This is a genomic window from Neptuniibacter sp. CAU 1671, assembly GCF_029222905.1.
In the GTDB taxonomy this organism is placed as follows: domain Bacteria; phylum Pseudomonadota; class Gammaproteobacteria; order Pseudomonadales; family Balneatricaceae; genus Neptuniibacter.
The window spans coordinates 552,272-577,235 of sequence record NZ_JARHUE010000001.1; the positions used below are offsets into that span (position 1 = coordinate 552,272).

Annotated in this window: 30 protein-coding genes; 16 read left to right on the top strand and 14 right to left on the bottom strand. The window is 49.6% G+C overall.

From position 1 onward, the window contains the following. From P2G53_RS02615 to P2G53_RS02625, 3 genes are read left to right on the top strand one after another with little or no spacing between them, the layout of a single operon-like run. Window positions 1-897 carry an ABC transporter ATP-binding protein gene (locus tag P2G53_RS02615; RefSeq protein ID WP_275813293.1) on the top strand — a complete coding sequence of 299 codons (897 nt, stop codon included), beginning with the start codon at window positions 1-3 and terminating at the stop codon, window positions 895-897. An 11-nt stretch (window positions 898-908) separates the two neighbouring features. Then, on the top strand, window positions 909-1,349 hold the full coding sequence (gene cynS / locus P2G53_RS02620; RefSeq protein ID WP_275813296.1) for a cyanase: 441 nt from the start codon (window positions 909-911) through the stop codon (window positions 1,347-1,349). Between the two features lie 49 nt (window positions 1,350-1,398). Then, the gene (locus P2G53_RS02625) at window positions 1,399-1,821 is read left to right on the top strand and encodes a nuclear transport factor 2 family protein (protein ID WP_275813299.1); all 423 of its coding nucleotides are present in this window, start codon (window positions 1,399-1,401) and stop codon (window positions 1,819-1,821) included. A 27-nt stretch (window positions 1,822-1,848) separates the two neighbouring features. On the opposite strand, the gene P2G53_RS02630 is transcribed toward P2G53_RS02625, so the two are convergent. The 11 genes from P2G53_RS02630 to P2G53_RS02680 all read right to left on the bottom strand — a co-directional run bounded on the left by P2G53_RS02630 (window position 1,849) and on the right by P2G53_RS02680 (window position 12,241). Beyond that, the gene (locus P2G53_RS02630; protein WP_275813302.1) at window positions 1,849-2,943 is read right to left on the bottom strand and encodes a GGDEF domain-containing protein; all 1,095 of its coding nucleotides are present in this window, start codon (window positions 2,941-2,943) and stop codon (window positions 1,849-1,851) included. A 328-nt stretch (window positions 2,944-3,271) separates the two neighbouring features. Beyond that, a complete protein-coding gene (locus tag P2G53_RS02635) occupies window positions 3,272-3,466 on the bottom strand; it encodes a hypothetical protein (protein ID WP_275813305.1) in 195 nt (64 codons plus the stop codon). Window positions 3,467-3,481: 15 nt separating this feature from the next. Beyond that, a complete protein-coding gene (locus P2G53_RS02640; protein ID WP_275813308.1) occupies window positions 3,482-4,837 on the bottom strand; it encodes an ammonium transporter in 1,356 nt (451 codons plus the stop codon). Then, the gene (locus P2G53_RS02645) at window positions 4,834-5,586 is read right to left on the bottom strand and encodes a type 1 glutamine amidotransferase (protein ID WP_275813310.1); all 753 of its coding nucleotides are present in this window, start codon (window positions 5,584-5,586) and stop codon (window positions 4,834-4,836) included. Before P2G53_RS02645 ends, P2G53_RS02640 begins: the two co-directional genes overlap by 4 nt. Beyond that, a complete protein-coding gene (locus P2G53_RS02650; RefSeq protein WP_275813313.1) occupies window positions 5,586-6,446 on the bottom strand; it encodes a phytanoyl-CoA dioxygenase family protein in 861 nt (286 codons plus the stop codon). Before P2G53_RS02650 ends, P2G53_RS02645 begins: the two co-directional genes overlap by 1 nt. Window positions 6,447-6,476: 30 nt before the next feature. After that, a complete protein-coding gene (gene glnT, locus P2G53_RS02655; RefSeq protein WP_275813316.1) occupies window positions 6,477-7,859 on the bottom strand; it encodes a type III glutamate--ammonia ligase in 1,383 nt (460 codons plus the stop codon). Window positions 7,860-7,985: 126 nt separating this feature from the next. Further along, window positions 7,986-9,020 carry an AraC family transcriptional regulator gene (locus P2G53_RS02660; RefSeq protein ID WP_275813319.1) on the bottom strand — a complete coding sequence of 345 codons (1,035 nt, stop codon included), beginning with the start codon at window positions 9,018-9,020 and terminating at the stop codon, window positions 7,986-7,988. Between the two features lie 475 nt (window positions 9,021-9,495). After that, the gene (locus P2G53_RS02665) at window positions 9,496-10,608 is read right to left on the bottom strand and encodes a 5-(carboxyamino)imidazole ribonucleotide synthase (RefSeq protein ID WP_275813322.1); all 1,113 of its coding nucleotides are present in this window, start codon (window positions 10,606-10,608) and stop codon (window positions 9,496-9,498) included. Continuing rightward, entirely contained in the window at window positions 10,608-11,090 is a 483-nt protein-coding gene (gene purE, locus P2G53_RS02670) for a 5-(carboxyamino)imidazole ribonucleotide mutase (RefSeq protein ID WP_275813324.1), read from the bottom strand. The genes P2G53_RS02665 and purE overlap by 1 nt, the downstream gene beginning before the upstream one ends. Before the next feature lie 22 nt (window positions 11,091-11,112). Then, the gene (locus P2G53_RS02675) at window positions 11,113-12,045 is read right to left on the bottom strand and encodes a sodium-dependent bicarbonate transport family permease (RefSeq protein ID WP_275813326.1); all 933 of its coding nucleotides are present in this window, start codon (window positions 12,043-12,045) and stop codon (window positions 11,113-11,115) included. Between the two features lie 10 nt (window positions 12,046-12,055). Beyond that, window positions 12,056-12,241: a hypothetical protein gene (locus tag P2G53_RS02680; RefSeq protein WP_275813328.1), complete on the bottom strand. Its 186-nt coding sequence runs from the start codon at window positions 12,239-12,241 to the stop codon at window positions 12,056-12,058. A gap of 115 nt (window positions 12,242-12,356) precedes the next feature. On the opposite strand from P2G53_RS02680, the gene P2G53_RS02685 reads away from it, so the two are divergent. From P2G53_RS02685 to P2G53_RS02740, 12 genes are all read left to right on the top strand, one after another. Beyond that, complete coding sequence (locus tag P2G53_RS02685) at window positions 12,357-13,283, top strand: LysR family transcriptional regulator (RefSeq protein WP_275813331.1); 927 nt, start codon at window positions 12,357-12,359, stop codon at window positions 13,281-13,283. A 604-nt stretch (window positions 13,284-13,887) separates the two neighbouring features. Further along, window positions 13,888-16,686, top strand: a complete 2,799-nt coding sequence (locus tag P2G53_RS02690; protein ID WP_275813334.1) for a monovalent cation/H+ antiporter subunit A — start codon at window positions 13,888-13,890, stop codon at window positions 16,684-16,686. Continuing rightward, window positions 16,686-17,051, top strand: coding sequence for a Na+/H+ antiporter subunit C (locus P2G53_RS02695; RefSeq protein WP_275813337.1), 366 nt, complete (start codon window positions 16,686-16,688; stop codon window positions 17,049-17,051). Before P2G53_RS02690 ends, P2G53_RS02695 begins: the two co-directional genes overlap by 1 nt. Then, the gene (locus tag P2G53_RS02700) at window positions 17,048-18,556 is read left to right on the top strand and encodes a monovalent cation/H+ antiporter subunit D (RefSeq protein WP_275813340.1); all 1,509 of its coding nucleotides are present in this window, start codon (window positions 17,048-17,050) and stop codon (window positions 18,554-18,556) included. The genes P2G53_RS02695 and P2G53_RS02700 overlap by 4 nt, the downstream gene beginning before the upstream one ends. Window positions 18,557-18,561: 5 nt before the next feature. Next, complete coding sequence (locus P2G53_RS02705; protein ID WP_275813343.1) at window positions 18,562-19,056, top strand: Na+/H+ antiporter subunit E; 495 nt, start codon at window positions 18,562-18,564, stop codon at window positions 19,054-19,056. Continuing rightward, the gene (locus P2G53_RS02710) at window positions 19,050-19,319 is read left to right on the top strand and encodes a K+/H+ antiporter subunit F (RefSeq protein WP_275813346.1); all 270 of its coding nucleotides are present in this window, start codon (window positions 19,050-19,052) and stop codon (window positions 19,317-19,319) included. Before P2G53_RS02705 ends, P2G53_RS02710 begins: the two co-directional genes overlap by 7 nt. Beyond that, window positions 19,316-19,666, top strand: a complete 351-nt coding sequence (locus P2G53_RS02715) for a Na+/H+ antiporter subunit G (protein ID WP_275813349.1) — start codon at window positions 19,316-19,318, stop codon at window positions 19,664-19,666. The genes P2G53_RS02710 and P2G53_RS02715 overlap by 4 nt, the downstream gene beginning before the upstream one ends. 97 nt (window positions 19,667-19,763) lie before the next feature. Continuing rightward, entirely contained in the window at window positions 19,764-20,312 is a 549-nt protein-coding gene (locus P2G53_RS02720) for a contractile injection system protein, VgrG/Pvc8 family (RefSeq protein ID WP_275813351.1), read from the top strand. Continuing rightward, the gene (locus P2G53_RS02725; RefSeq protein ID WP_275813353.1) at window positions 20,309-20,536 is read left to right on the top strand and encodes a hypothetical protein; all 228 of its coding nucleotides are present in this window, start codon (window positions 20,309-20,311) and stop codon (window positions 20,534-20,536) included. Before P2G53_RS02720 ends, P2G53_RS02725 begins: the two co-directional genes overlap by 4 nt. Before the next feature lie 151 nt (window positions 20,537-20,687). Further along, on the top strand, window positions 20,688-20,870 hold the full coding sequence (locus P2G53_RS02730; RefSeq protein WP_275813355.1) for a type II toxin-antitoxin system HicA family toxin: 183 nt from the start codon (window positions 20,688-20,690) through the stop codon (window positions 20,868-20,870). 76 nt (window positions 20,871-20,946) lie between these two features. Then, window positions 20,947-21,354 carry a type II toxin-antitoxin system HicB family antitoxin gene (locus P2G53_RS02735; protein ID WP_275813356.1) on the top strand — a complete coding sequence of 136 codons (408 nt, stop codon included), beginning with the start codon at window positions 20,947-20,949 and terminating at the stop codon, window positions 21,352-21,354. A 117-nt stretch (window positions 21,355-21,471) separates the two neighbouring features. After that, entirely contained in the window at window positions 21,472-22,284 is an 813-nt protein-coding gene (locus tag P2G53_RS02740) for a Dam family site-specific DNA-(adenine-N6)-methyltransferase (protein WP_275813357.1), read from the top strand. Here P2G53_RS02740 and P2G53_RS02745 read toward each other — a convergent pair whose 3' ends face one another. The 3 genes from P2G53_RS02745 to P2G53_RS02755 are packed head-to-tail and all read right to left on the bottom strand — an operon-like array spanning window position 22,285 to window position 24,684. Then, complete coding sequence (locus P2G53_RS02745) at window positions 22,285-23,433, bottom strand: DGQHR domain-containing protein (protein ID WP_275813359.1); 1,149 nt, start codon at window positions 23,431-23,433, stop codon at window positions 22,285-22,287. 2 nt (window positions 23,434-23,435) lie between these two features. After that, the gene (locus P2G53_RS02750) at window positions 23,436-24,008 is read right to left on the bottom strand and encodes a hypothetical protein (RefSeq protein WP_275813362.1); all 573 of its coding nucleotides are present in this window, start codon (window positions 24,006-24,008) and stop codon (window positions 23,436-23,438) included. 46 nt (window positions 24,009-24,054) lie between these two features. Further along, window positions 24,055-24,684: a helix-turn-helix transcriptional regulator gene (locus tag P2G53_RS02755; protein WP_275813365.1), complete on the bottom strand. Its 630-nt coding sequence runs from the start codon at window positions 24,682-24,684 to the stop codon at window positions 24,055-24,057. Between the two features lie 84 nt (window positions 24,685-24,768). On the opposite strand from P2G53_RS02755, the gene P2G53_RS02760 reads away from it, so the two are divergent. Continuing rightward, on the top strand, window positions 24,769-24,957 hold the full coding sequence (locus tag P2G53_RS02760) for a hypothetical protein (RefSeq protein ID WP_275813368.1): 189 nt from the start codon (window positions 24,769-24,771) through the stop codon (window positions 24,955-24,957). Window positions 24,958-24,964 lie beyond the last annotated feature (7 nt).

Here is a 24,964-nt window from a genome sequence, read left to right on the forward strand (position 1 = left end):
ATGAACAAACACTTTGTCAGCGTTGAAAACCTCAGCAAACGATTCCCCACCAAAAGCGAAGATCTGGTTGTCTTTGACGAGGTCAATATTGGGTTCGATAAGGGTGAGTTTGTCTGCATTATCGGCCATTCCGGTTGCGGCAAGTCCACCATCCTGAATGTGCTCGCCGGACTCGATACCCCTTCAGGCGGCGCGGTGATCATGGACGGAACTGAAGTCTCTGGCCCCAGCCTCGACCGGGGGGTGGTGTTCCAGAACTACAGTCTGCTGCCCTGGCTTACCACCCTGCAGAATGTGAGTTTTGGCGTGCAGGCACGCTGGCCCAAATGGGACAAAAAGAAAGTGGATGAACACAGCAAACACTTTCTTGAAATGGTGGGTCTCAGTGCCTCACTCAACAAAAAACCGGCTCAGTTGTCCGGCGGTATGCGCCAGCGCGTGAGTATTGCACGGGCCTTTGCCACCAGCCCTAAGCTGCTGTTGCTGGATGAACCCTTTGGTGCTCTGGATGCCCTGACCCGTGGTGTCATTCAGGACGAGTTGCTCAAAATCTGGAATGCCACTCAACAGACCGTTTTCATGATCACCCACGATGTGGATGAAGCCATTCTGTTAGCGGATCGCATTCTGCTGATGACCAACGGCCCCAACGCCCGTATCGCCGAGTCAGTCAAAGTCTCGATCCCACGGCCTCGGGATCGATCCGACATCATTGAGCACCCGGCCTACTACAAAATCCGTAACCACCTGGTGAATTTCCTGGTCAAGCGCTCCGGCGAAATGTCGGGTGCCGCCGCCCCCACAGGAAACACCCTGGAAGTTGACCCTGCCGAACCAGACGCGACAGCAGCGGCCACTTCAGTACCTATTAAAAAAGCTGCGGCTTATACCGCTTAAGGAGATGCATGATGGATAAGCTAACCATGACTGAAACCCTGATTAGCAAAAAAGTGGAGAAAGGCCTGACCTGGGAACAGATGGGCAAGGACCTGGGCATGTCCCCCGTCTGGCTGACCTCTGCCTGCCTGGGCATGAACAGCGCACCTGCAGAGAAAGCGGCTGCCATCGCTGAATATCTGGGGCTGGGTGCCGATGTGGTCACCGCCCTCGAAGCCTACCCCACCAAAATCTGGGATCAGGCGGTACCAACAGATCCTTTGATCTATCGTCTGTATGAAATTGTCGGCGTTTACGGCCCTACGCTGAAAGAGGTGATTCAGGAGAAATTTGGTGACGGCATCATGAGCGCCATCGACTTTTCCATGGAGATCGACAAGATCGAAGACCCTAAAGGTGATCGGGTGTTGCTAACCCTGAATGGCAAATTCCTGCCTTACAAATCCTGGTAAATAACCTGTTACAGCCGCCCCCTGCGGGCGGCTTATTGAGGGACCTGTTATGTCATCTGCTGCTGAATCCCGACCACCCTTCCCCCCCTTCACCGCTGAGACTGCTGCACAGAAAGTACAGGCTGCAGAAGATGCCTGGAATACCCGCGACCCTGAACGGGTCAGTCTGGCCTATACCCCGGATACGGTTTGGCGTAATCGCGCAGAATTTCTGATCGGACGGGATGAAGTGAAGGCCTTTTTGAAACGCAAGTGGGACAAAGAACTCAACTACAAGCTGAAAAAAGAGCTCTGGGCGTTTACCGCCAACCGTATCGCGGTCACCTTCAAATACGAGTGGCATGATGATTCAGGCCAGTGGTATCGCTCATATGGCAATGAACTGTGGGAGTTTGCCGACAACGGTCTGATGCAACGTAGGATTGCCAGTATCAACGACATGCCTATTCTGGCAGAGGCACGCGAGCTGTAACTGACAGAACAGATCAAAGGCAGTACTTCAGGAATCTACCGCTGCCAGAGCCAGTCGATCACGCCCTGTATCCTTGGCCTGAAACAGGGCTTTATCCGCCGCATCCAGTACAGATTTAAAATCCATTGAGGGTCCCTTGAAATTGACCAGGCCGATACTGACCGTCAGCCTCCCCCCTCTAGGCATAAATTCGGCCGACTCCTGCCTGACACTCAACAACAAACGCTCTGCAATCAATTGCGCCTGTTCAGGCAAGGTGCCGGGCAACAGAATAGCAAACTCCTCACCACCGATACGCCCCACCAGATCGGTGGAGCGCAGGTGTTTCTGAAACACCCTGGCCACCCGTGCCAGCGCCAGATCCCCGACAGCATGGCCATAACGATCATTCACCTGTTTGAAGTGGTCCACATCAATCATCATCACGGACACGGGTTCAACCAGTGGCCGGGAGCGCCAATAGGCCTCGGCTGAGGAGAAAAAATGTCTCCGATTCGAGAGATGGGTTAAAGGGTCCTGTTCGGCAGAAGCCTTTAGATCAGCTTCATGTCGCAGAAAGGACATCAGTGGTAACAACAATGCAGTCAGAGTAGTCAGAAAGATATGGCTGAGCAGGATATAGAACAGATTTTCGGGCAGCTCCACCGGATGGCCGTTGTCCCAGTTATTCACCAGCATTACCACCTCAACCGCCATCAGGCAGGCATGAAGCATAAACACCTGCTGCATTAAAAAACGCAGCCAGGGCATCGTCAGCAGATATTTATAGACCAGATAAGCACTGGTCATAAAACAGAGCATCACCACGCTGGCAGTCAGCACACCGGCACAGTATGAATGCTCATAAAACAGTAGCATCAGCAAAAGATAAGCAATGGCCAGCGTCAGAGCAAAACGTTCCTGGCCCCGGCTGACCTCAACCGCAAAAAAACGGAGTAGACCTAACACAAGAAACGCGGGTGCCAGCGCCAATAGCAGGTCTGCCACAAGCACACTGAGAACAATGGGGACATTCAACTCGCGAGAAGCTGCCAATGCACCACCCAATACAAAGACCAAGCAGGAGATTCCCCAGTAGGAGAAGCAGCCATGCTCTTTCCGCAACCGATACAGTATGAGCATGTATGCACACACCATAGAGTTCAGAGCCAAAGTAACCACAATAAGCGTGGGCAAATGCATCAAAACATCCTTTTAGGCAAGTCACCAGGCAGTGAAATTTAATCTTGCCATCACCCCACGCATAATCAAATGTTTATTTTTTAAACAACTGAATGAATTTTTTTATAAAAAAGAACAAACCGATGGACATAAACTTGAAAATAATTTTTCCCTTTCGAAATCAGATTGTTACTAAGCCCCTGTAGAAGAAGATAAATCCTCCCCCCTATCGGTCCAGATAAAAAAAGGCACCACCCTGAGGTGATGCCTGTTGTGTTGCAACAGCTAGTTAGGGCGCTTGCTGCTTGTCCGCGCCTTTCTTCGCATAGTCTGCAAAGGCCTTATCCTCATGGGCCTTTATCGATAGGATCAGAAAGATGCAGATCACTGCCACTAACGCTGCCAATAGGACTAACACTGCAGGTTGATCAGCAAATACGAAATACGCTGCAACCTCTTTCCAGTTTACAAATGAGGTTCCCATCACCGTTCTCCTCTCTTAAACGTTTGCCAATTTGTTTGGTACTTCACTCTGTACAGTCGCGGGCACGTTAGCCTCCGGATAAGGCTTGGACAGCAGCTCTACTTCGTCAATGCCGAGATCTTCTACTGCATCAGGCACACGCAGAACATTCAGTTTTTTCAGGGCATAAGAAACCAGATAACCCGGGACAAAACCGACAATTGCAATCAACACCGCCGACAGAGCCTGACCGGTAAACGAGATACTTGGCAGCCCTTCTGCATTTGGTGTACCTGCAGCAAAGACACCGACAAAGAGAAGGGAAAGAAAACCCGCAAAGCCATGTACTGAAACAGCACCAACCGCATCATCAATACCACGACGTTCCAAGAACTGAGCACATTTGACTGTGGCAATACCGGAGCCCACCGCCAACACAAACGCCAGCGCCGGGTCATACAGGTCCAACCCTGCCGCCACTGAGATAATGCCGACCAAACCACCTGACATCGCCCAAAATGGATCTCGGGTCGCAAAGTAACAACCCAGAATCCCACCGGCAAAGCCCATCAGTGTATTAAAAGCAAAAGCAGACAGGTTAGTGGGTGTGCCATAAATCGTGGTCCAACCCGTATCACCGGTATTAAAGATGATGCAACCACCTAGGAAGCCAAAGAAGCCGAAGATAATCATCATCAGACCAATCAAGGTCATCGGCAGACTGTGCGGTGCAATTGTCTGGGCAATGCCCTGGATAAACTTACCTTTACGTGCACCCAGATTGATGAGCACACCCAGGGTAAAGAAGCCAGCAACAGCATGGACTACACCCGCAGCACCAACATCATGGTATCCCAGTTTTGTTAGCAACCAGCCTTCCGGATGCCAGCCCCAGGAGGCCGCCAGAATCCAGATAACACTGCCAACCAGCACCGTCAAAATCAGGAATGCACTCACCCGAATCCGCTCTATCACCGCACCTGACAGGATAGAACCGGTCGTTGCCCCGAACAGAGCAAAGGCCGCCCAGAATACGCCCGTCCCCATCTCATCGAGCTTTGGTCCCATGCTCTGAGACCAGGGAAGAGCATCAGCAACAGACGACGGGATAATACCCGCCGGAAACGAAAGGTAGATCCACCAGCCGACGAGGTAAAATGCCGGAATAATCATTGCCAGTGCGAGGATATTCTTAATCCCTGCGGCTAATGCATTTTTACTGCGTGATGCCCCCATTTCGTAGGCCAGGAAACCGGCATGAATCATCAGCATCAGTGCCGTACACCACCAGTAGTACACCTCCATATTCATGGTCTGATGCATCTCTACCAGAGCCTGCTGCGCTTTCAGCGCAGCATCAAGACTTTCTAGACTTAACGTTTCAGTGCTCATATTACTTTCTCCTCCATACCCTGCTGGGTATTGATTAGATTTAACCAGCGATCGACCACAGCCTGCCCAAATGCCTGTTGTTGAGTTTGGTGACGGGGAAAGTCCTGATCAGCTTTCGCAATCAACGCATCAATCTGCGCCGGATCTTTGGACGGGTTACCAATTAACTCACGCCTGTTCCAGGTATCCACAATCTCTGGATTAATCTCAAAGTGACATTGAAAACCGTAAATATGGTGGCCCAGGCGATATACCTGATTCTGAATGGCATCTCCCGTCATCAGTAAGGTCGCACCCACCGGCAGTTCAAAGGTGTCACTGTGCAACTCAAACAGATGGATATTCTGCGGCAGGCCATGTAACAGTGGGTCTTGCAAGCCCTCTTTTGTCATCGATAATTTTGTGAAGCCATATTCCAGAAAACCCTGAGGTTTCACTGTGGCGTTAAACGCATAGGCAATAGCTTGAGAACCAAGACAAGACCCCAAAATCGGTTTGCGCTGGTCAGAAAATTTGTGAATCAATGCAGACAGCTCATCAAAATAGTCCTTTAAGCTCGGATCATGCACACTGACCTCACCCCCAAAGATGATCAACGCATCAAATCTATCCAGCACCTCTGGAAAGCGATCGCCCTTGCGGCGGTAAAACCATTCACAGGTGCCACCCCGTTCGGCGATAACTTCGCAGATCTGCCCGGATTCAACGGGACCATCCATGCCTCCGGCCATAATGGCTGCTATGTGCATCAGATCACCCCTCGCTGAATAAACTCATCCAGACCCGGGGTCCGATAGCCATCATCCCGGTAGGTAATCGGGAAATAGCTTTCATCAACCTCATTGGAACCAAAGCGTTTGTACTTGCCGTAAATAGGGCCATTGCCGATCTTCATAAGATCAGGATTGAACTCGATATCATGCTGAAAGAAGTGCGCAGCCAGTGCCTTGCGCGAGTTTTCAGTTTTATTAATTCTGGAACCGTGCCATAACCAGCCATCATGGAACGCTCCACCACCCGGAGGCACAACAACCGGCACCAGCTCAATTTCAAGATCATTCGCTTCAGCCCATTCCCGTACCTCTTTGAGGTCATCATCCGGGCCATGGAACTGCATAATCGGTTTAGCCTGGCCCCACTTATGGGAACCTTTTATGTACACCAGCGTGCCGCCTTCTGCGGTGGTCTGCCCCAAAGCAACCCAACAACTCACCAGAGCGGGTTTATCGATCCACAGGGAGTACATGCTGTCCTGATGGAAACCGATTGAACGACCTGCCGGGGGTTTCCATAACAGGTTATCAATCATCAACCGGGTGCCATCCCAACCCGCTAACTGAGCACAGGCACGTCCCAGGTTTTCCGACAGAATATGCCGCGCCACTGTCAGATCAGACTTCCAGGCATTACATATCTGTTTCGTGTACGGCGGATCACCCACGGGCAGGTTAACCTCATCCGGCTTCACCCCCGTTTCATAACTGCCGTCGAACACCGCTTCAAATTTTTCCAATATGTCAGCCGCGGCTTCAGGCTCAATAATTTTGTCGACGATGAGGAATCCATCTTCGTGATACTGCGCAATCTGTGCTGGAGTTAATTCAATCATGCTAACGAATCCTTATAGTCAGTCGGCCAATCAATAGAATGTGAGGTAGCGATTCACTTCCCAGTCGGAAACAACGTGGTGATATTCCGTCCACTCCTGGCGTTTAAGTCTGATAAAACTGGAAATTAAGCGTTGTCCCAGCGCATGCTCAAAGAAGGTGTCGTTCTCAAGCGCATCCAGAGCTTCACTGAGGTTTTTAGGCAGACAGGAGACATTCAGCTCCTCTAACTGGGCCTTGCTGAGATCATAGAAATTCACAGCATGAGCTTCAGGTGCTTCGAGATTACGAGCGATGCCATCCATACCTGCAGCGATCACCGCTGCCGTTGCCAGATAGGGATTCATGCTGCCATCACCAATTCGGATCTCGATCCGGCCATACGGAATACGCACCATCGCTGAACGGTTGTTATCCCCATAGGCGATAAACACAGGTGCCCAACTCGGGCTACCTGGGGTACCCAAAACCAGTCGTTTGTATGAATTTACAGAAGGGCAAAGCAGCGCGGTCAGTGCCGGTGCATGCTCAATAATGCCGGCAATAAACTGATAGGCCGTTTTGGATAAGCCCATCCCGCTCGGATCACTTGCATCATGGAAGATGTTGTTGTCCGCTTCATCCACAAGCGAACAGTGCATGTGCATGCCATTGCCTGTGGTGGTAGATGACAGTTTTGGCAGGAAGCTGCAGATCGCCCCCATGTTGTTGGCCACTTCCTTCGCGGCCATCTTGAAGAACTGAATATTGTCCGCTGACTTAAGCGCTTCATCGAAATCAAAATTCATCTCAAACTGACCATTCGCATCCTCATGATCAATTTGATAAACCTTCAGACCCACACAGGAGAGCGCCTCATACATTTGTTCCAGGAACTTGGCGTTGCGGGTAATGCCCTGATAATCGTAGGCGGGCTTGGCCAGCGTATCGGTTGAATCGAAGGGTACGACCTTACCGTTCTCATCCCGTTTGAGCAGATATAACTCCGGCTCCAGACCCGTCATAAAACGCAGGCCCTGCTCTTTCAGCTTCGCCGTTTGTGCTGCCAGCACATTACGCGGATCAAGCGGATAAGGGGTATCCGCGACCATACCGGTACCGCGAATGCATGCATATCCCGGCAACCAGGGCAGCAACGTCAACGTTTTTAAATCCGCCACCATAAGGTATTCAGGATCTTGTGGGGTCATATCAAAGCCAAGAATCGCTGCACCGGCAAAACCGGCACCCGATGTAGTCAGGCTTTTCAAACAATGAACGGGCGCCGCTTTACTTTTGATCCCACCGTGCAGATCAACAAACTGGGCAAGTATGTATTTGATTTTGTGGCGTTCTAAAAACAGGTGCGCCTCTTCCAGCGCATTCTCTTTTGGACAAACCCATATGGAGGGTTCAACAGACAGCATTTGAGTCATGGGTAGCATCCTCGTTTAGAGTAGATACCTACAGTGTCTCAAAGCAATGGATGGAACCGTTTGACCCCAGAACCCTATGTTTTGACAGTAGATGCCAAAACCGTGAAATTTTCCGTCACACAAGCATCACTGCATACGCCAGTCGCTGGGGCTGACATTTTTCCAACGCATAAAGGCGCGGGTAAACGCACTGATCTCTGAGTAACCAAGACGGTACGCCACCTCAGAAATACTCAGACGTTCATAAGAGAGATAGCAAGTGGCCAACTCCTCCCGAACCTCATCCACCAGACCCTTGAATGAGTGCTTTTCAGCCGATAACTGACGCTGAAGAGTCCGGGAAGAAAGGTTGAAACCTTTAGCCACTTGTTCAAGACACAGCTCACCATCTGGCAGCAGCTCAATGATTTCGCATTTGACCCGTTGTGCCAGGTTCATTTCCGGTTGTTTGATACCGGCCAATTCCAGCATGGAGCCCTGAGTGATACTGTTAAGCATCGGATTAGCATCCGGCATCACGGCATCCAGACAGGTGTCACGAAACAAAATGGCGTTACGCTCCTGGCGAAAACGCGTCTCACATTGAAACGCAGCGCGGTGCTGCACAGCATCGACCAGAGCCGGATGCTGAAAATGGACTTCCAACGGGGCCCATTGACTGCCCATCGCCCGACGTAACACATTGTTGAGCATACCCAGGGTTAATTCAGCATCCTGGCGGCGATCCATTATCTCGCCATCCAATAACCTGTATTCCAGATAACAAATACCATCAGCCCTATGCAGTTGCAGATAACTGTTTCTCTGAAAAACCAAAAAATGATCCTGCATACCCTGAATCGCCGACCTTAGATCAGCAGAAGTCGTGGCATGGAAGCCGAGCAAACCTAACCCTTCGGGCTGGAACTGCTCACCAAACCAAAGACCGAAATGCTCGTTTCCTGTCGCGCGGGCAGCTTCATGAATAGAATTGATATAGTTTTTAAGGGAAATATGCCGGTTCGGGTTTTTATATAAACCAGACTGCAGGCCTGATCGAGACAGTACTAAATTACTGCTGGCCCCCTGTGCTTCTATAAACTCTTCCAGTCCGATGGTGACGGACGCGAGCACGCCGGACGATGAGTTCTGACCAGGATAGTAGTGTGGATTGCTATGCATAGCCTCTCCCCCCGATTCACATTAAAAACAACTAAACTGATTAGTAAGCAAATACCTCGCCATCAGAAAAAATCTCTAAAGAAAACAATTTACAAGAAAAAATCAAACTGGAAAGTTTTAAGATTTTCGCCCTAAATTTGCACATTATTCGAACATTTGCTGTAACGCGATGCAGCATGTTCAACCGGTGAAATGTTGCAGCCCTGAAATACAGGAAGGTGACTGATTACGGGCAGGTTCCAGTCCAGATTCGAAGCTGTTTGGTCAACTGGATAGCGGATGGTAGGGCTGATATGAAGGGCAAGCGCTTGGTTTAGGAGAGGTATCCCGCCAAAAACAGCCTATTGCCTTTAGCGGCTGTTCGGACCAAGCCTTTGCTGCATTAGAAGCTCACGCTGTACAACTATCACGAGAAGCCACCCCGCATCATTCCCCCCAGCTAGCAAGCACCCTGAAGCTGGGGGAATTGATATATCTAGATGGTGGTGTCGCTGTAGACACACTCCTCCAGAGCATTCAGGCGCTGGCTAAGTCGAAGCGCATCCTGATCCTGCAAATTCAGATGGCCAACTTTCCGGCGTGGCCTGATTTGCTTGTTATAAACATGCAGCTGCAACTCACCACTGGCAGCAATGCTCGCAGGCGGCATCACCCCCAGGAGATTGAGCATACCGGCATTCTGCAACGGCTGGGTATTGCCCAGTCCCAGACCGCAAATAGCACGAAGATGGTTTTCAAACTGGGAGCAGACGCCAGCACCCTGGGTCCAGTGTCCACTGTTATGCACCCGTGGCGCCAATTCATTTACTACAAGCTGATCACCGACGACAAAACACTCTACCGTCAGAACACCAACGTAACCCCAGTGACCCAGTAGACGCTGCACAATCTGCTGCGCCTGCTGCTCAAGTGCGGGGGTCAGATTCGGTGCTGGCGCCTGAGAGCGGATCAGAATCCCGCTCTTATGCGCATTTTCAGTCACTGGATAACAGACTTGAGAACCATCCGCAGACTGCGCGGCAATGATCGACACTTCACGCTCAAACGACACCTTCGCCTCGACCACCATGGCGGGCCATGAATCCCGTTCCGCAAGCAGTGCGGAAAGTTGATCCGGGGTAGTTAGACGCCATTGATTCTGGCCATCATAACCCTCCTCACAGGATTTGATGAAAACCGGATAACCCAGATCGTCGACTGCGGCTTTCAGCGTTTCGGCAGAATCGGCCAGGCGGTACGGCGCGATAGGAATGCCCAGTTTTTCTAATGTCGCTTTCTCACGACCGCGATGCTGACAGACCTGAATGGCTTCTGGCTGCGGGTACACAGGGCAAGAGGGTTGTAACGAAACCAGCAGCGAAGTGTCCACCTGCTCTCTTTCAACGGTGATCAGATCCGGACAACCCAGTGCCTGATACAGTTCTGCACCTTCCAGGCCGTCCTGCCCGCGAACAACTGTACCCAACCCTTCCACACAATCGATATTTTCATCGGGATTAGCCAGAAATGAGAACCGTATTCCCATCGGCCAGCCAGCCAGGGCCATCATCCGAGCCAGTTGCCCGCAACCAATGATCGCAACGTGCATCAGGCTACCTCGTTCGGAACATTATCAGTTTGATTCGCCCGCCAGGTCTGTAAACGTTGTGAAAGATCACTGTTACCTAGCGCCAGCATCTGGGCAGCGATCAGCCCTGCGTTGTATGCACCCGCTTCACCAACCGCCTGACAGGCTACAGCAACCCCACGGGGCATCTGTACCATCGACATCAGACTGTCCATACCATTGAAATGTTTGCTCGGCACTGGCACTGCAACTACCGGAAGGTGGGTCATTGCCGCAGCCATCCCTGCCAAATGGGCAGAACCACCCGCGCCGGCAATAATCACTTCAATGCCCTTCTCGTGAGCCGTTGATGCAAACTCATACAGTCGCTGAGGTGTGCGATGGGCCGATACGACACGCGTTTCATATGCAATTTCAAGTTGATCAAGGACCGTAGTGGCAGCTTGCATCGTGGCCCAGTCAGACTGGGAGCCCATAATGATGCTGACGCGTGGCTGGTTCATTTATTTCTCCGTTTTAAATAGCTTAAGCCATGATATAGCTAATCAGTGCACTGTAGAGCGGTATACCCACCAGCACGTTGAATGGAAAGGTCACAGACAATGATGCCGTGATCGACAGGCTTTGATTGGCAGCGGGCATAGCGACGGCCATGGCTGCCGGTACTGCGATATAAGAAGCACTGCCACCGAGCGTAGCCAATAATATCATGCCTCCGGCTGAGAGACCCAGTAGTGCGGCCAGGAAGGCGCCCAGCGTAGCACCGATCAGGGGCATAATTACGCCAAAGCAGCTAATAAAGGATCCATACTCACGTAAGGAATTCATCCGGGAAGCCGCGACACGACCCATTTCCAGCAGAAACAGTGCCAGAACGCCGTGAAACAGGGTGCCAAAAAATGGCAATAACTTATCGGCGCCTGAACCGGCAATAAAACCGATCATCAAGGAACCGACCAACAGCAACACGCCCTGATTGAGAAAGATCTCACGCACGACCTCACGCCGGTCATTTGCGGTGTTATGACGTCTGGCAAGCCAAAGTCCCACCGCAATTGCCGGGATCTCCAGCAGCGCAACAAATAATGCGAAGTAAGGCTCATACGGAATTCCATTGGCCTCAAGCAATGCCAGCGCAACAGCAAACGTGGCAACGCTGACCGAGCCGTAATGAGCCGCCATCGATGCCGAATCGACTAGCGATAATCCGCCCACATGACGCAAAAGCGGGAACGCCAGAAACGGCAACAGGGCACCAAAAGCGATAATCGCGAGTGATTGCCATAACAGTGCCAGGCTCGCATAGCTGGACAGCGCAATGCCGCCCTTAAGACCAATTGCCACCAACAGAAACAGTGTCAGGCTCTGGTAAAGCCCTTTCGGCATTTTGATCGGCGCATTCAGCAACTGAGCCAGTGCGCCGAACAGGAAAAATGCGACAACAACATCAATCTGCATAATCGCTTCCTCAACCGTTACTGACCTGCATGCTGCTCTGGCCAGCGTTGATCAATCTGAGACTGACACTGCTGACCGTCAGCAGGGCTGAAACGGCCAATAAGCCCCAGCCTGGCAGGCTGTGTGCGAGTAAGGCCAGGCCAAGTACCACTAACAAAAAGATAATACTGATTTCGAATATCAGGGTTCTGTTCATCGTAGCCTCCTCTGAATCCCTCGATTGTGCGGCTGCAATAATGCGCTAAAATTTAAATAGAAAAAAATCGATTATTCTTATATTTTTAATAGACATTAATCTATGGAATATCGCCATGACTCGGGTCGGCACGCTGCGTCAATTTGAAATTTTGCTCGCGGTCTATCAGCAGGGGTCAATCACTGCGGCCTCACAAACCCTGCACCTGACTCAACCCACCGTATCAATGCAGCTGAAAAAGCTGTCCGATAGTGTGGGTGCTCCACTGTATGACACCATTGGCAAAAAGCTGGTATTCACCGAAGTCGGTTTGGCTCTTGTCGCCACTGCTCGTGAGGTGCTGGCCAGTATTGATCGCCTGGGCATGACGTTGGCCGATCTGCAGGGCATGAAAGCCGGTACATTAAAACTGGCGGTAGTCACGACAGCCAAGTACTTCATTCCCCACCTGCTGGGTAATTTTCTGCAGCATTACCCCAAGGTAGACGTCGACTTCAAAGTGGGTAACCGTCAACAGATCATCGAAAGTTTACATGCTGGCGAGCATGACTTTTATGTCTTCAGTCATCCACCAGAGGATCAGGAGCTTGCACTGCACCAGTTCGTACCAAACCCGCTGGTGGCGATTGCTCCTCAAGATCATCCGCTCGCCAATCAGGGAATTCTGTCTCTTGAACGCTTTGCCCAGGAACCTTTTCTTATGCGAGAACTGGGCTCTGGCACGCGGCATGCAATCGAGAGGCACCTGCAAAAGAGAGGCATTGCGCTCAATGTCAAAATGACCATTGAAAGTAATGAGGCAATCAAACATTCGGTTATGTCAGGCCTAGGGGTTTCAATCCTATCCCAACATACCCTCAGTTTTGGTGGCAGCCAGGGGCTGGTAGCCCTGCCTGTCAGTGAACTGCCAATCAACACACAGTGGTTTTTGGCTCGGTTGCCAAATAAACAACTCTCTGTGGTTGCTAACACCTTCCTTGACTATGTGGAACAGCAGGGACGCCGCCAACTGATTGCAGAGATGGCATCACAGAATGCCTAGGACTCAGTTAGCTTTTGGCCATGAGCTCGATGAAATAACCCTGCTTCGTTTAGTTATCGCTGGAATACCTGATGCAACGATGAATCTTCAAGTCGGAGCAGGTGCAGGGTTAAGGCCATACTGAAATTCTAAAAACCCTGTCTGGTCTGGGTACTTTTTTGCGAGTTTGCTGTTACCCGAAGACACTTTCAGCGAGATAGTTATCAATAAAGCACAACAAACACTTGAAAAATCTGGTCCGAACCCAGATTCAAAGAAAGCTGAGGCGGTATTTAAAGCTGGTGAGGCTGTATATGTTTGCCTTTAATAGCATTGGCAAATCGCCTCAAAGCAAACATTATCGAAATATACTGGTGCTACCAACGTTCGCCTGAACGATGATTACACAGAGAGAGATACATGAAGCCGATCCGTCAGATATCAGGCATTGAGCAAAGCGGTCTTTGGGAAAGAGTGTTTAACAACCGTCTGAATCCTATAGAATAAATCTTCCATCCTCTCAGCATCGGTGGTTCATTACTGATGTGATGTGGAAGATATACAGAAATCTGAAGTTATTAATTTTGGTCTCAGGATCAACTGACACCCTCTGCAAAGGATAGAGATGACCGCCCTTTTCTGGATCCCGTTACTGACGACTATTGGTGCATTTGTTCCGCTGTTCACCCGCGGTAAACCACGGTCACTCTGTGCTGCTATAACGGCATTTCTTCCCGCAGTTTCACTGTTGCTGCTATTGCTCCATGCCCCGGCAGTTTTTGAGGGTGAAACCCTGATCGAGCGGTTCCAGTGGGTGCCCTCAATCGGTCTTGAGATTGCTTTCCGGCTGGATGGTTATGCCCTGCTTTTCTCCCTGTTGATCCTCTGTATAGGTCTGCTGATCATTCTGTACGCCCGCTACTATCTGGCAGCACATGAGGATATGGGGCGCTTTTATGCCTACCTGGTGCTGTTTATGACTGCGATGCTGGGTATCGTGCTGTCAGAAAACCTGCTCCAGCTCTGGCTGTTCTGGGAGCTGACCAGTATCAGCTCTTTTCTGCTGATCAGCTTCTGGTCTCATAAGAGTGAAGCCCGCAAAGGCGCGCGTATGGCGCTTACCGTGACAGGCATGGGTGGACTGGCACTGCTTGCCGGTTTTGTGTTGATCGCTAAAACCATTGGCAGCTATGACTTAAGTGATGTGCTGGCCAATGCCGATCTCATCAAAGAATCCGGCAACTACACGACCATACTGCTGCTGATTCTGCTCGGCGCATTTACAAAATCGGCCCAGTTTCCTTTCCATTTCTGGCTGCCCCATGCCATGGCGGCCCCGACACCGGTCTCGGCCTATCTGCACTCAGCCACCATGGTTAAAGCAGGCATTTTTCTGCTTGGGCGCTTTTATCCGGCGCTGTCCGGTACTGAGCTCTGGTTCTATCTGGTGACATTTACCGGTCTGGCAACCTTACTGGTGGGTGCTTACATGGCACTGTTTAAGCACGACCTGAAAGGTTTGCTTGCCTATTCCACCATCAGTCACCTGGGCCTGATTGTGTTACTGCTTGGGTTGAATTCAGATCTGGCTGCTGTGGCGGCAATTTTCCATATTATCAACCATGCCACTTTCAAGGCTTCCCTGTTTATGGCGGCTGGCATTATCGACCATGAGACGGGCTCGCGGGATATGCGGCAGTTGAATGGTTTGTGGAAATACATGCCGCATACCGCATCCCTTGCCATCGTAGCTGCGTTGTCGATGGCCGGTGTGCCCCTGCTCAACGGCTTCATCTCGAAAGAGATGTTTTTTGCCGAGACCGTAGTACAGAACTCTCTTGGGGCACTTTCCTGGACGATTCCTGTACTGGCTACCGTGGGTGCGACCTTCTCGGTGGCCTACTCTCTGCGGTTTATTCACGATGTGTTCTTTAACGGTGAACCGCGCAACCTGCCAAAAACGCCTCATGAACCACCACGTTACATGAAGTTGCCTGTGGAGATTCTGGTCGCTCTCTGCCTTATTCTCGGCATTGCACCCGCCTGGGTTGTGTCTGGCCTGTTGACCTCCGCATCTGCCGGATTACTGCAGGGGGCGGTACCCGAGTTTAGTCTTTCACTCTGGCACGGACTGAATATGCCGCTGCTGATGAGTATTATCGCACTCTCAGCAGGGGCGTTTATCTACTATAACCGCGAGCGGCTGTTTGCCTTTCAGGCACAATTTCCGCCACGTGATGCCAAGCTTGAGTTTGAGCGCATTCTGCAGCAGTTAATTAACGGCTGTAATACCCTGTACGCCCGCCTGGAAACAGGATCTTTGCAGCACTACATTCTGCTGTTGCTGATGTTATCTGTGGTGGTAGCGGGATTGCCCCTGTTGTCGCTGACGGATACAACGGAGCAACAAGCTAATCTGCCGATTGATAACCTCACGTTGACCGGCGCTGTGCTGCTGACGCTGGCCTCTGTCGTGACTGTTGTGTGGCACCGAAGCCGGATGATTGCCCTGATCGGCGCATCGGTTGTTGGCTTGATAGTGTCTCTGTTGTTTGCCCGTTTTTCAGCACCGGATCTGGCTCTGACGCAACTGGCGGTAGAAGTCGTCACCGTGATATTGCTGATGCTGGCACTGTTCTTTTTGCCACAGAAGACCCCCAAAGAATCACCGCCGGCCCGGGTGGTCCGTGACATGGGCATCTCAGCTATTTTTGGTGGCCTAATGGCGACCATTGTTTACGCGATGATGACCCGGCCTCTGGAGAGCATTTCCGATTACTTTATTGCCAATGCCAAAACGGGCGGCGGCGGTACCAACATTGTTAACGTCATCCTGGTTGATTTCCGTGGTTTTGATACCTGGGGTGAAATAACCGTACTGGGTATCGCAGGGCTGGGTATTTATAAACTGATCCTGAGTATGCGGCTTTATATGCCATCAACAGATTCCAACGGACGTCCGTGGAACCCGGATGTGCACCCAGTCATGTTAAGTACCATCTCTCAGGCCTTACTGCCTCTGGCGTTGCTGGTTTCCGCGTATATCTTCCTGCGTGGGCATAACCTGCCGGGTGGTGGCTTTATCGCCGGCCTGGTGACTGCGGTAGCGATCATCCTGCAGTACATCGCCAATGGCGTGCAGTTTATGAAAGAACGTGCCGGCATAAACTATCAGGCGCTGATCGGCTCTGGGCTGTTGATTGCAACATTGACCGGTCTGGGAAGCTGGCTGTTTGGCCGTCCATTCCTGACTTCATGGTTTGATTACTTCTCTTGGCCGCTGGTGGGTAAATTCGAACTGGCCAGCGCCTTGCTATTTGACCTCGGCGTGTATCTGACTGTAATCGGTGCCACGCTGCTGATCCTGGCAAACCTCGGTAAGCTGACAACGCCTGAACGTGCTCAAATGGAGGAAGAACGCTAGTGGAAATGCTGGTTGCTTTTATTATTGGTGTGCTGACTACCTGCGGCGTGTTTCTGGTACTGCGTGGCAGGACTTTTCCCGTTGTGGTCGGGCTTACCTTGCTGGGTTATGCAGTCAACCTGTTTATTTTTGCTTCCGGGGGGCTGGTACTTGATGGCGCTGCCGTGCTTAAGCAGGGGCTGGAAATACCTGATCCCCTGCCACAGGCTCTGGTACTGACCGCTATCGTCATCGGTTTTGCCATGATTGCTTTTGCGGTGATTCTGGCGATGCGGGCCAGAGCAGATCTGGGTAATGATCATGTGGACGGCCAGCTACCTGAGCCACCTAAAAACCCACGTCGCACGGTGGTGGGTAAGCTATGAACCATTTACCCGCACTACCAATATTGCTGCCTATGCTGGCGGGCGTTTTGCTTCTGCTGCCACCGCTGACAACAACACTGGACCGCCAACGGCTGGGGTCGCTTATCTTAGCCGGCGTTAACGTGCTGGTAGCGATCCTTCTGCTGGTACAGAGCAATGAAGGGGGCTTTCATCTCTATGCCCTTGGAGACTGGCAGCCACCTTTTGGTATTGTTCTGTTGCTGGATCGGCTCTCTGCTTTACTGGTTTTTGTCACCGCTGTCCTGCTGTTTGCGGCACTTTTATACGCCAGTGCGGGAGAAGACCGGACCGGTCCCTATTTTTATCCCCTGATGATGTTTCAGGTGATGGGGATCAACGGTGCTTTTCTCACCGGTGATCTGTTTAACCTGTTTGTGTTCTTTGAAATTCTGCTCATCGCCTCGTACTCGCTGCTGATCCATGGTGGTGGCAAGCACAAAACCCAGGCATCGGTGCATTATGTGTTGCTCAACCTGGTGGGTTCTTCTGTTTTCCTGTTCGGTATTGCGATTCTTTACGGCGCGGTTGGTTCTCTGAATATGGCCGATATGGCCCTGCGGATTCGCGAGCTGGAGGGCACCAACCTCAGGCTGGCTGAAGTCGGTGGCATGTTGCTGATGGTCGTGTTTGGTCTTAAGGCGGCCATGCTGCCACTGCAGTTCTGGTTACCGAGAACCTACACGGTTGCGGTAGGCCCGGTTGCGGCTTTGTTCGCAATTATGACAAAAATCGGCGTCTACTCGATGATTCGGGTGCATGGCATGCTGTTCGGCGATGATGCCGGTGAGCTGGCTGGCATGATCCTGCCCTGGCTCTGGGCACTGGGGTTACTGACGCTGATTATTGGCGCGATTGGTGCGATATCCAGCCCCAGTCTGAAACGTACAACCGGCCATCTGGTGATTGTTTCTGTTGGGACGCTGCTGATTGCTTTGGCGGTCAATTCCGAGCAGTCAATTTCTGCCGCCGTCTATTACGCCGTACATTCCACATTTGCCGCCGCAGCCCTGTTTCTGATTGCTGATTTGATTGCAGAGCAGCGCGGTAAAACCTATGACCGGATCGTACGCTCCCGCGCATTAGCTCAGCCTGTGGCGATCGGCATTGCGTTTTTTATCGCGGCGCTTTCGCTAATCGGCATGCCGCCATTATCAGGCTTTATTGGCAAACTGATGGTGCTGGCATCGATGGAAAGCACTTCTCAGATGGGCTGGGGCTGGTCGGTACTGTTGCTTTCCAGCCTGGCGGCGTTGGTTGCTTTTTCACGCGCCGGGAGCACGCTGTTCTGGCGCACCTCGGGCGAGTCAACAGACCGAAAACCTGCAGAGCCCGCTAAGTTTGTTGCCATCTGGTTATTGCTGGCGGCGGCACCTTTGATGTCTTTGTTTGCAGGGCCGGTGGTCGATTTCAGCAATGCTACTGCCCTTCAGCTGTTTGATTTATCAAGCAATCCAGCGCTGTTATTACCGGGAAGCGGGGAATGAGCCGTATGAGTCTGACCTATTGGTTCCCAATGCCGATACACAGTATTGTTATTTTTGCTGTTTGGCTGTTACTGAATAACTCGGCGGTACCCGGGCATATTCTGCTGGCACTGTTGTTTGCCATCGCCATCCCAAAAATCTGTTATCCACTGCAATCTGATCAGCCGCGGGTGCATAAGCCGTTAAAAATTTTTCGTTACTTCAGCATCCTGATCTGGGATATCGTGATTGCCAACCTGCGTGTGGCACGGCTTATTATCAGCCCCAACGCCAAACTCCGGCCTGCGTTTATTGCAGTCCCTCTGGACATTGAGGGGGCGCTCCCAATTACGCTGCTGGCATCAACCATCTCGCTGACTCCCGGCACGGTAAGCGCCGACGTCAGCGAGGATCAACACTGGCTGTATGTGCATGTTCTGGATATGGATGATGAGCAGGCCCTGATCAAAGAGATCAAAACCCGTTATGAAGCGCCACTTATGGAGATATTCGAATGTTAACCAACGCACTCTATATCGCCTTTGGCCTGGTGGCACTCGCACTGGCGTTGAATATGGTAAGCATCCTGCGCGGTCCTAGCTTGCCTGATCGGATCCTCGGTCTGGATACCCTCTACATAAACAGCATCGCCCTTATCCTCCTCTACGGCATGCTTGAACTGACATCGATCCATTTCGAGGCTTCATTACTGATAGCCATGCTCGGCTTTGTCGGTACGGCTGCGCTTTGTAAATACCTGTTACGCGGAGACATCATAGAATGAACGGTATCTTAGAGATCATTCTTTCAGTACTGGTGCTGATCGGGGCGCTGCTGGTATTGCTGGGATCAATCGGGCTGGTCAAACTGCCGGATTTTTACACGCGCTTACATGCCCCCACTAAAGCGACGACCCTCGGCCTTGGATGCCTGTTAATCGCCTCTATGATTATCCATACTGCAGCGAACGGCTCACTGAGTGTGCATGAACTGCTGATTACGGTGTTTCTGTTCATCACCGCACCAATTACCGCCCACATGCTGGCAAAATCCGCCCTGCACCTTGAGCTCGATATTGCCAAAGGCACAACAAACCGCTGCCCGGAAGACGTGGTAAAGAAATCAGTGTAACCCGGGAAACCATGGCATTCGGCTCCCTGAATTCGGTGGGTAAAGATTAGATTGGAGTGAACTACCCTAGCGATCCTAGACAATCCTCGGTTATTCTTTGGACTACTCCCCCAGTGGTGTCACCATCAAATTATGGCTCGGCTGGCTGGGTCAGCTTGAATACAAACGCCAATTTGAGGTTGACGAAATCACCCACACAGGCAACCCTGCGGTGTTATCTATCACCGCCCGCAGTGCCGACTTCAAAGGCGACCTGAAGAAGAAGCGCGAACAAAGCTACCACCTGGTTAAACTCGGCGACCTGTTGACCACCCTGGCCAAGCGCAACAACCTGGTACCAGCCATCGAGCAACAACTGGCCGACAAGTTCATTGATCACCTGGACCAGACCAACGAGAGCGATCTGAATCTGATCACCCGCCTGGGCCAGCGTTACGGCGCCCTGCACTCAATCAAAGCCGGTCGGTTGCTGTTCAAACTGGCGGGCCGGGGCGATACCGTAGGCGGTAGCGAGATCCCCGCAGTCACCCTCAAGCGCAGCCATGGTGATAACCACACATTTACCCAGACCGACCGCGCGAAACCGACTACACCGGCGTTCAGGCAAACTGGAACCGCATCAGCGACGCAACACAGCAAAAGGTGATCATCGGCGACAGCACCCGCCTGAAAGTTCTGCGTGATACCCTGCCCACAGAAGCCGAAGCCAAAGCGGCAGCCGAGGCCGAATACCGCAAGCTGCAGCGCGGTGGATCCACCCTCAACGTCACCCTGGCCGAAGGTGATGCCCGCCTCTATCCGGAAACCCCCATCATCGCCAGCGGCTACAAGCCCGAGATCGATGCGATCGCCTGGGCACCAAACGTGTAGTGCACAGCCTGAACGACAATGGCTTTACCACCCGGGTCGAGTGTGAGGTGTTGGGGCCCTGACCCATATACACATCGTGTGTATGAAATTTGCCTTAATACACATCGTGTGTATAATGCAAAGGGTTAGCATCTTGTGTCAGGAGATCCGGATGAACTCTCGGGAGCTACTCAAGGTGCTTGAACTTGACGGTTGGTACATACATAAGGTCAAAGGGTCGCATCACCACCTGAAGCACCCGGATAAATTAGGTAAGGTCACGCTACCCCACCCTAAAAAAGATCTGCCAACCAAAACAGTAGATAGCATCTTAAAGCAGGCCGGGCTGAAATAAGCCCGGGCCTGCCCTTCTAGAGATGCCTACTGACAAATAGTTAATATAGAAAACATTTATTTTATGGAGAAAGGCAATGCTATACCCCGTAGTAATCCATCAGGATGGGGCAAGCGCTTTCGGTGTAACTGTGCCAGACCTGCCTGGTTGCTTTTCAGCGGGTGATACCCTTGAAGAAGCCATCAGCAATGTCAGAGAGGCCATCGATCTACATATGGAATGTATGGTCGAGGACGGGGAGACAATCCCACAGCCAAGCCATATGGAAGACTTGACCCAAATTGAAGAACTAAGTGGCGGAGTATGGATTCTTGTCGATATTGATATCACTAAATATCTAGGAGGAGTAGATAGACTCAATATCACCCTGCCACATTTGCTGGTAACTAAAATCGACAGAATGGTCGAAGGAAACAAACTTTACAAAAGTAGATCGCAATTTCTGGCCGAAGCATCAATGAGACTGCTGGCAGCCAGTCACTAACAAAAAGCCCCGGATTACCGGGGCTTTTTTTTGCACTGCATGTAGTAAGACAAGGAAGATCCTCTGTGCTACTATTGTTGTCAAAATCATGTATAAACATACAGCAAAACATTGTCGATGGATCAACAATCAATAAAAAATATACCTTTTCTGAAATGGGCTGGCGGGAAACGCTGGTTCACAGAATATACCAATGAGATGATCCCTCCTTTCTCAGGACGATACATTGAGCCCTTTCTGGGCAGTGGCGCCGTTTACTTCCACTTATCACCAGATAGAGCATTGTTGTCGGACTCGAATAAAGAGTTAATAGAGACTTATCAGGCAATAAAAGAGAGCTGGGAATCCGTTCAGGAAATACTTCAAATTCATCACAGTAAACACTGCAAAGAATATTACTACGCCATCAGGTCAAGTCAGCCCGGTTCTATCATAGAATCTGCAGCAAAGTTCATTTACCTTAATCGAACCTGTTGGAACGGCTTATATAGAGTTAACCTTAAAGGCGAATTTAATGTTCCTATAGGCACTAAAACAAATGTTCTGTTGTCCACGGACAACTTCGCAAATATATCCTCCATGCTGAAAACAGCAGAAATTAGAGTTTCTGACTTCGAAGACACAATAGAAACCGCAAAAGCAGATGACTTTATCTTTGTAGACCCACCATATACTGTCAAACACAACCATAATGGCTTCATAAAATACAACGAAAACTTATTCTCGTGGGATGATCAAGTAAGGTTAAAAGAGTCCATAGACAGAGCGACTGCACGAGGGGTTAAAGTATTAGTAACAAATGCAGCTCACGCATCGATAGAAGAGCTTTACCAAGATTATTCTCAACGACTGTTAAATAGAAACAACGTTTTATCTGGTAAAGCCCAATTTCGAGGAAAATACGAAGAGCTTATAATTCAGTGCTGGTAGTCACCAACCAGCACGCTCTTTGAGATCTCTATATAGCTGTCCTTCACCAGTTGAGCCTGGTTTATATTTATCAACTGTAAAATCATCATCAGGAATATTAATTCCATCAAAAAATTGCTTGAATCGATCCTCGGTAATCACAGTACCTATAGCGTCTTCTTGTAAGACAAAGTCTTTCAGAAGCCTCATTAACGCCATAAAACCATTTGTTTTACTCAGCATAAGAACCGGATCATCCCAAGCTTTTGGCCATCTTGATTTAACTGCCGAAAAATAATTCCAAATAATATCTGTTAAATCAAAATCCCTTTCATCGATCATAAAAGAACGAAATATTAACCGCTCCCTATCTCTCTCTTCTAGAACAGGAGTCTTACCTCGCAAATATATATCCCGATCCTTTTGTTCTTCTCTCGAAATGTATTTCATCAATGCCTTAACAAAAGCAGCCTGAGTAATACTTGAAGAATGGCTGTCTTTGACCGCAGTGCCAAGCCTTTTGATACGTTTATAAAATGGACTATCTTCTTCTTTATTCAGAACAACCGCTATATTGTGGCAAAGTTTTTGGGGACTACGAGATTTAGCCAAGTCGTATAAATCATATACCAAGCTTCTGTTAACCTTGGTTTGCGCCAAATTAACAGTAGAAAATATGTAGGCTTCAGAAGAGACATCTAAGTCAATAAAGATGCTGACATTTATATCAAAGTCATCACCCTTAAAACCATTTAAACCCTCTATGCGATGCTGTCCATCAATAACCTTAGCTATTTCTGAATAAGGAATATTATCACCATCATCTCCAAAGTATGGCGCTAATGTCATCATACCAGTGGATTCATCATAGTTAGCGCAAGCCGATGGAATAGACAAAATAACAGAGGTTGGAAAACTGGCATCTAGAGTATTGGTATAGTCAGCAATTTCATTAACACGTTTGCGGCTGAGTGGCCTTTGTATACCTAAATATCTTTCAAACCCTCTTTCTTCAGCCTCAATACGACGAACATCACTATAAGTAATATTTATTAAATCTTTACTAGAGATAGAACCAATATAAAATGGACCTATTGGTTGCCGAACCTCAAGACACTTAAAGCTAACAACTTCTTCTCCATTCAAAAGAGTCATATCTTTTGTACTCATGATTATGCTCCCCTATGGTTTTTATAACCGGAAGAGAAGTCTGCTTCGCTTTCTTTAAACTTACCGGCCGGATCAGCCATATAATTCTTATATGCCTGCGAAACAACCAACAAAGAAACAGAGATAACAAAAACAATAAAAGCAAATATCCTAGTATTATCAATATCATGCTCATTTACTAATGACATAGCATAAAACACAGCAGCTATTACCAAGATCACAAAAACAATCAGAAAATGAGATATTCTAGATGGAAACCTTTTATAATTCGGCTTATCTACCAACAAAACATATAGTACAGGAGAGAGCAATGATGAACTGTATAAAATAAGCTCACCTTTTTTTGTAAGCTCCAAAATACCACCCCAATAAAAACTTGGGCTTATATTCCCATCAACCGAGGCCAATACAAAAGCACCAACCCAAATAGGCATGGTTGAGATTATAATGGTAACCATCGTTTCTCTAACTGATTCAATAAAATCATCACTATTGATATCAGGCAGACCAGATATTATTGGTGTTTTCCTAACTAAATTGAGAAATTTCTCAATTATTGTTTTTTTAATTTCCATATATATTATTCTCATTTTAAATTTCCATATACAATCCATTAATATTTTAATTCTGCGCATGCGCATTTTTTGGCTCAGGTATAATTACTGACCTCACACCAAGTAGAATATATCTGATATCCATACCAAGACTGGCCAAAGCAGCAAAATCCACACCGCTCCATTCTGAAACAATATTCACCCTATCTTCTTCGGCATCAATGTATTGATCCAGACCGATAGACATACGGTTCGTCGATATAATCTGCTCGGCAGTTAACCCAAGGCGTTTTCGTTCTATGTTCAGTCTCAGATGTGCATGTCCATCATTCTGAGTATTGAATTGAGTGCCAGGCTTAGAGTGTTCACTTTCATATTTCGCAGCTATCGCTTCACAAACCTGCAGAATCACAGCCCGCTGTTCGACGGTTGTTCTGCGATAACTGCTGATCAACTCTGCTTCAGCCTCACTCAGATAGTCATCCATGAGTGAACCCGTTCGGATACCTTTGATCAGGTAACCAATATCAACTTCTAGACTAGCAATTGCTTGCAGATAATCAGTATCTGGCGCCCTTTTGCCGCTCTCATAGTTTGATTGCGCATTCCTTGCGACACCTCCTACAGCACCAAAATCCTCTTGGCTGTAACCCAAACGGATACGTTCACTTTTCAGTCTGGCGCCAAATCCACTCATACAGATACAGAATTGCCTTGGCATGCACTCAATCGAGTGCAAATATTTTAAATAGATTTAAACTAGTTTAAAGGATTTTAAAGCATGGCACGTAAAACCAACAGCACAATGCTGGGTGTAGTTCTCCCCACCAATGAGCGGAAACGTATTAAAGAAATTGCACAAACAGAACTTCGCTCTGAGTCAACCATGGCTCGCATCCTCATTAATGAGGCCCTTCAGGCCCGTCAGTTATCTGATTCAGAAAATACGCTAAACCAGCAAGCCTCCTGACACTACG

Excerpts from the sequence above, each read along its gene's own strand:
- P2G53_RS02615 (WP_275813293.1), top strand. The coding sequence starts at position 1 with ATGAACAAACACTTTGTCAGCGTTGAAAACCTCAGCAAACGATTCCCC.
- cynS (WP_275813296.1), top strand. The coding sequence starts at position 909 with ATGGATAAGCTAACCATGACTGAAACCCTGATTAGCAAAAAAGTGGAG.
- P2G53_RS02625 (WP_275813299.1), top strand. The coding sequence starts at position 1,399 with ATGTCATCTGCTGCTGAATCCCGACCACCCTTCCCCCCCTTCACCGCT.
- P2G53_RS02630 (WP_275813302.1), bottom strand. The coding sequence starts at position 2,943 with ATGCTCATACTGTATCGGTTGCGGAAAGAGCATGGCTGCTTCTCCTAC.
- P2G53_RS02635 (WP_275813305.1), bottom strand. The coding sequence starts at position 3,466 with ATGGGAACCTCATTTGTAAACTGGAAAGAGGTTGCAGCGTATTTCGTA.
- P2G53_RS02640 (WP_275813308.1), bottom strand. The coding sequence starts at position 4,837 with ATGAGCACTGAAACGTTAAGTCTAGAAAGTCTTGATGCTGCGCTGAAA.
- P2G53_RS02645 (WP_275813310.1), bottom strand. The coding sequence starts at position 5,586 with ATGCACATAGCAGCCATTATGGCCGGAGGCATGGATGGTCCCGTTGAA.
- P2G53_RS02650 (WP_275813313.1), bottom strand. The coding sequence starts at position 6,446 with ATGATTGAATTAACTCCAGCACAGATTGCGCAGTATCACGAAGATGGA.
- glnT (WP_275813316.1), bottom strand. The coding sequence starts at position 7,859 with ATGACTCAAATGCTGTCTGTTGAACCCTCCATATGGGTTTGTCCAAAA.
- P2G53_RS02660 (WP_275813319.1), bottom strand. The coding sequence starts at position 9,020 with ATGCATAGCAATCCACACTACTATCCTGGTCAGAACTCATCGTCCGGC.
- P2G53_RS02665 (WP_275813322.1), bottom strand. The coding sequence starts at position 10,608 with ATGCACGTTGCGATCATTGGTTGCGGGCAACTGGCTCGGATGATGGCC.
- purE (WP_275813324.1), bottom strand. The coding sequence starts at position 11,090 with ATGAACCAGCCACGCGTCAGCATCATTATGGGCTCCCAGTCTGACTGG.
- P2G53_RS02675 (WP_275813326.1), bottom strand. The coding sequence starts at position 12,045 with ATGCAGATTGATGTTGTTGTCGCATTTTTCCTGTTCGGCGCACTGGCT.
- P2G53_RS02680 (WP_275813328.1), bottom strand. The coding sequence starts at position 12,241 with ATGAACAGAACCCTGATATTCGAAATCAGTATTATCTTTTTGTTAGTG.
- P2G53_RS02685 (WP_275813331.1), top strand. The coding sequence starts at position 12,357 with ATGACTCGGGTCGGCACGCTGCGTCAATTTGAAATTTTGCTCGCGGTC.
- P2G53_RS02690 (WP_275813334.1), top strand. The coding sequence starts at position 13,888 with ATGACCGCCCTTTTCTGGATCCCGTTACTGACGACTATTGGTGCATTT.
- P2G53_RS02700 (WP_275813340.1), top strand. The coding sequence starts at position 17,048 with ATGAACCATTTACCCGCACTACCAATATTGCTGCCTATGCTGGCGGGC.
- P2G53_RS02705 (WP_275813343.1), top strand. The coding sequence starts at position 18,562 with ATGAGTCTGACCTATTGGTTCCCAATGCCGATACACAGTATTGTTATT.
- P2G53_RS02710 (WP_275813346.1), top strand. The coding sequence starts at position 19,050 with ATGTTAACCAACGCACTCTATATCGCCTTTGGCCTGGTGGCACTCGCA.
- P2G53_RS02715 (WP_275813349.1), top strand. The coding sequence starts at position 19,316 with ATGAACGGTATCTTAGAGATCATTCTTTCAGTACTGGTGCTGATCGGG.
- P2G53_RS02730 (WP_275813355.1), top strand. The coding sequence starts at position 20,688 with ATGAACTCTCGGGAGCTACTCAAGGTGCTTGAACTTGACGGTTGGTAC.
- P2G53_RS02735 (WP_275813356.1), top strand. The coding sequence starts at position 20,947 with ATGCTATACCCCGTAGTAATCCATCAGGATGGGGCAAGCGCTTTCGGT.
- P2G53_RS02740 (WP_275813357.1), top strand. The coding sequence starts at position 21,472 with ATGGATCAACAATCAATAAAAAATATACCTTTTCTGAAATGGGCTGGC.
- P2G53_RS02745 (WP_275813359.1), bottom strand. The coding sequence starts at position 23,433 with ATGAGTACAAAAGATATGACTCTTTTGAATGGAGAAGAAGTTGTTAGC.
- P2G53_RS02750 (WP_275813362.1), bottom strand. The coding sequence starts at position 24,008 with ATGGAAATTAAAAAAACAATAATTGAGAAATTTCTCAATTTAGTTAGG.
- P2G53_RS02755 (WP_275813365.1), bottom strand. The coding sequence starts at position 24,684 with ATGAGTGGATTTGGCGCCAGACTGAAAAGTGAACGTATCCGTTTGGGT.
- P2G53_RS02760 (WP_275813368.1), top strand. The coding sequence starts at position 24,769 with ATGGCACGTAAAACCAACAGCACAATGCTGGGTGTAGTTCTCCCCACC.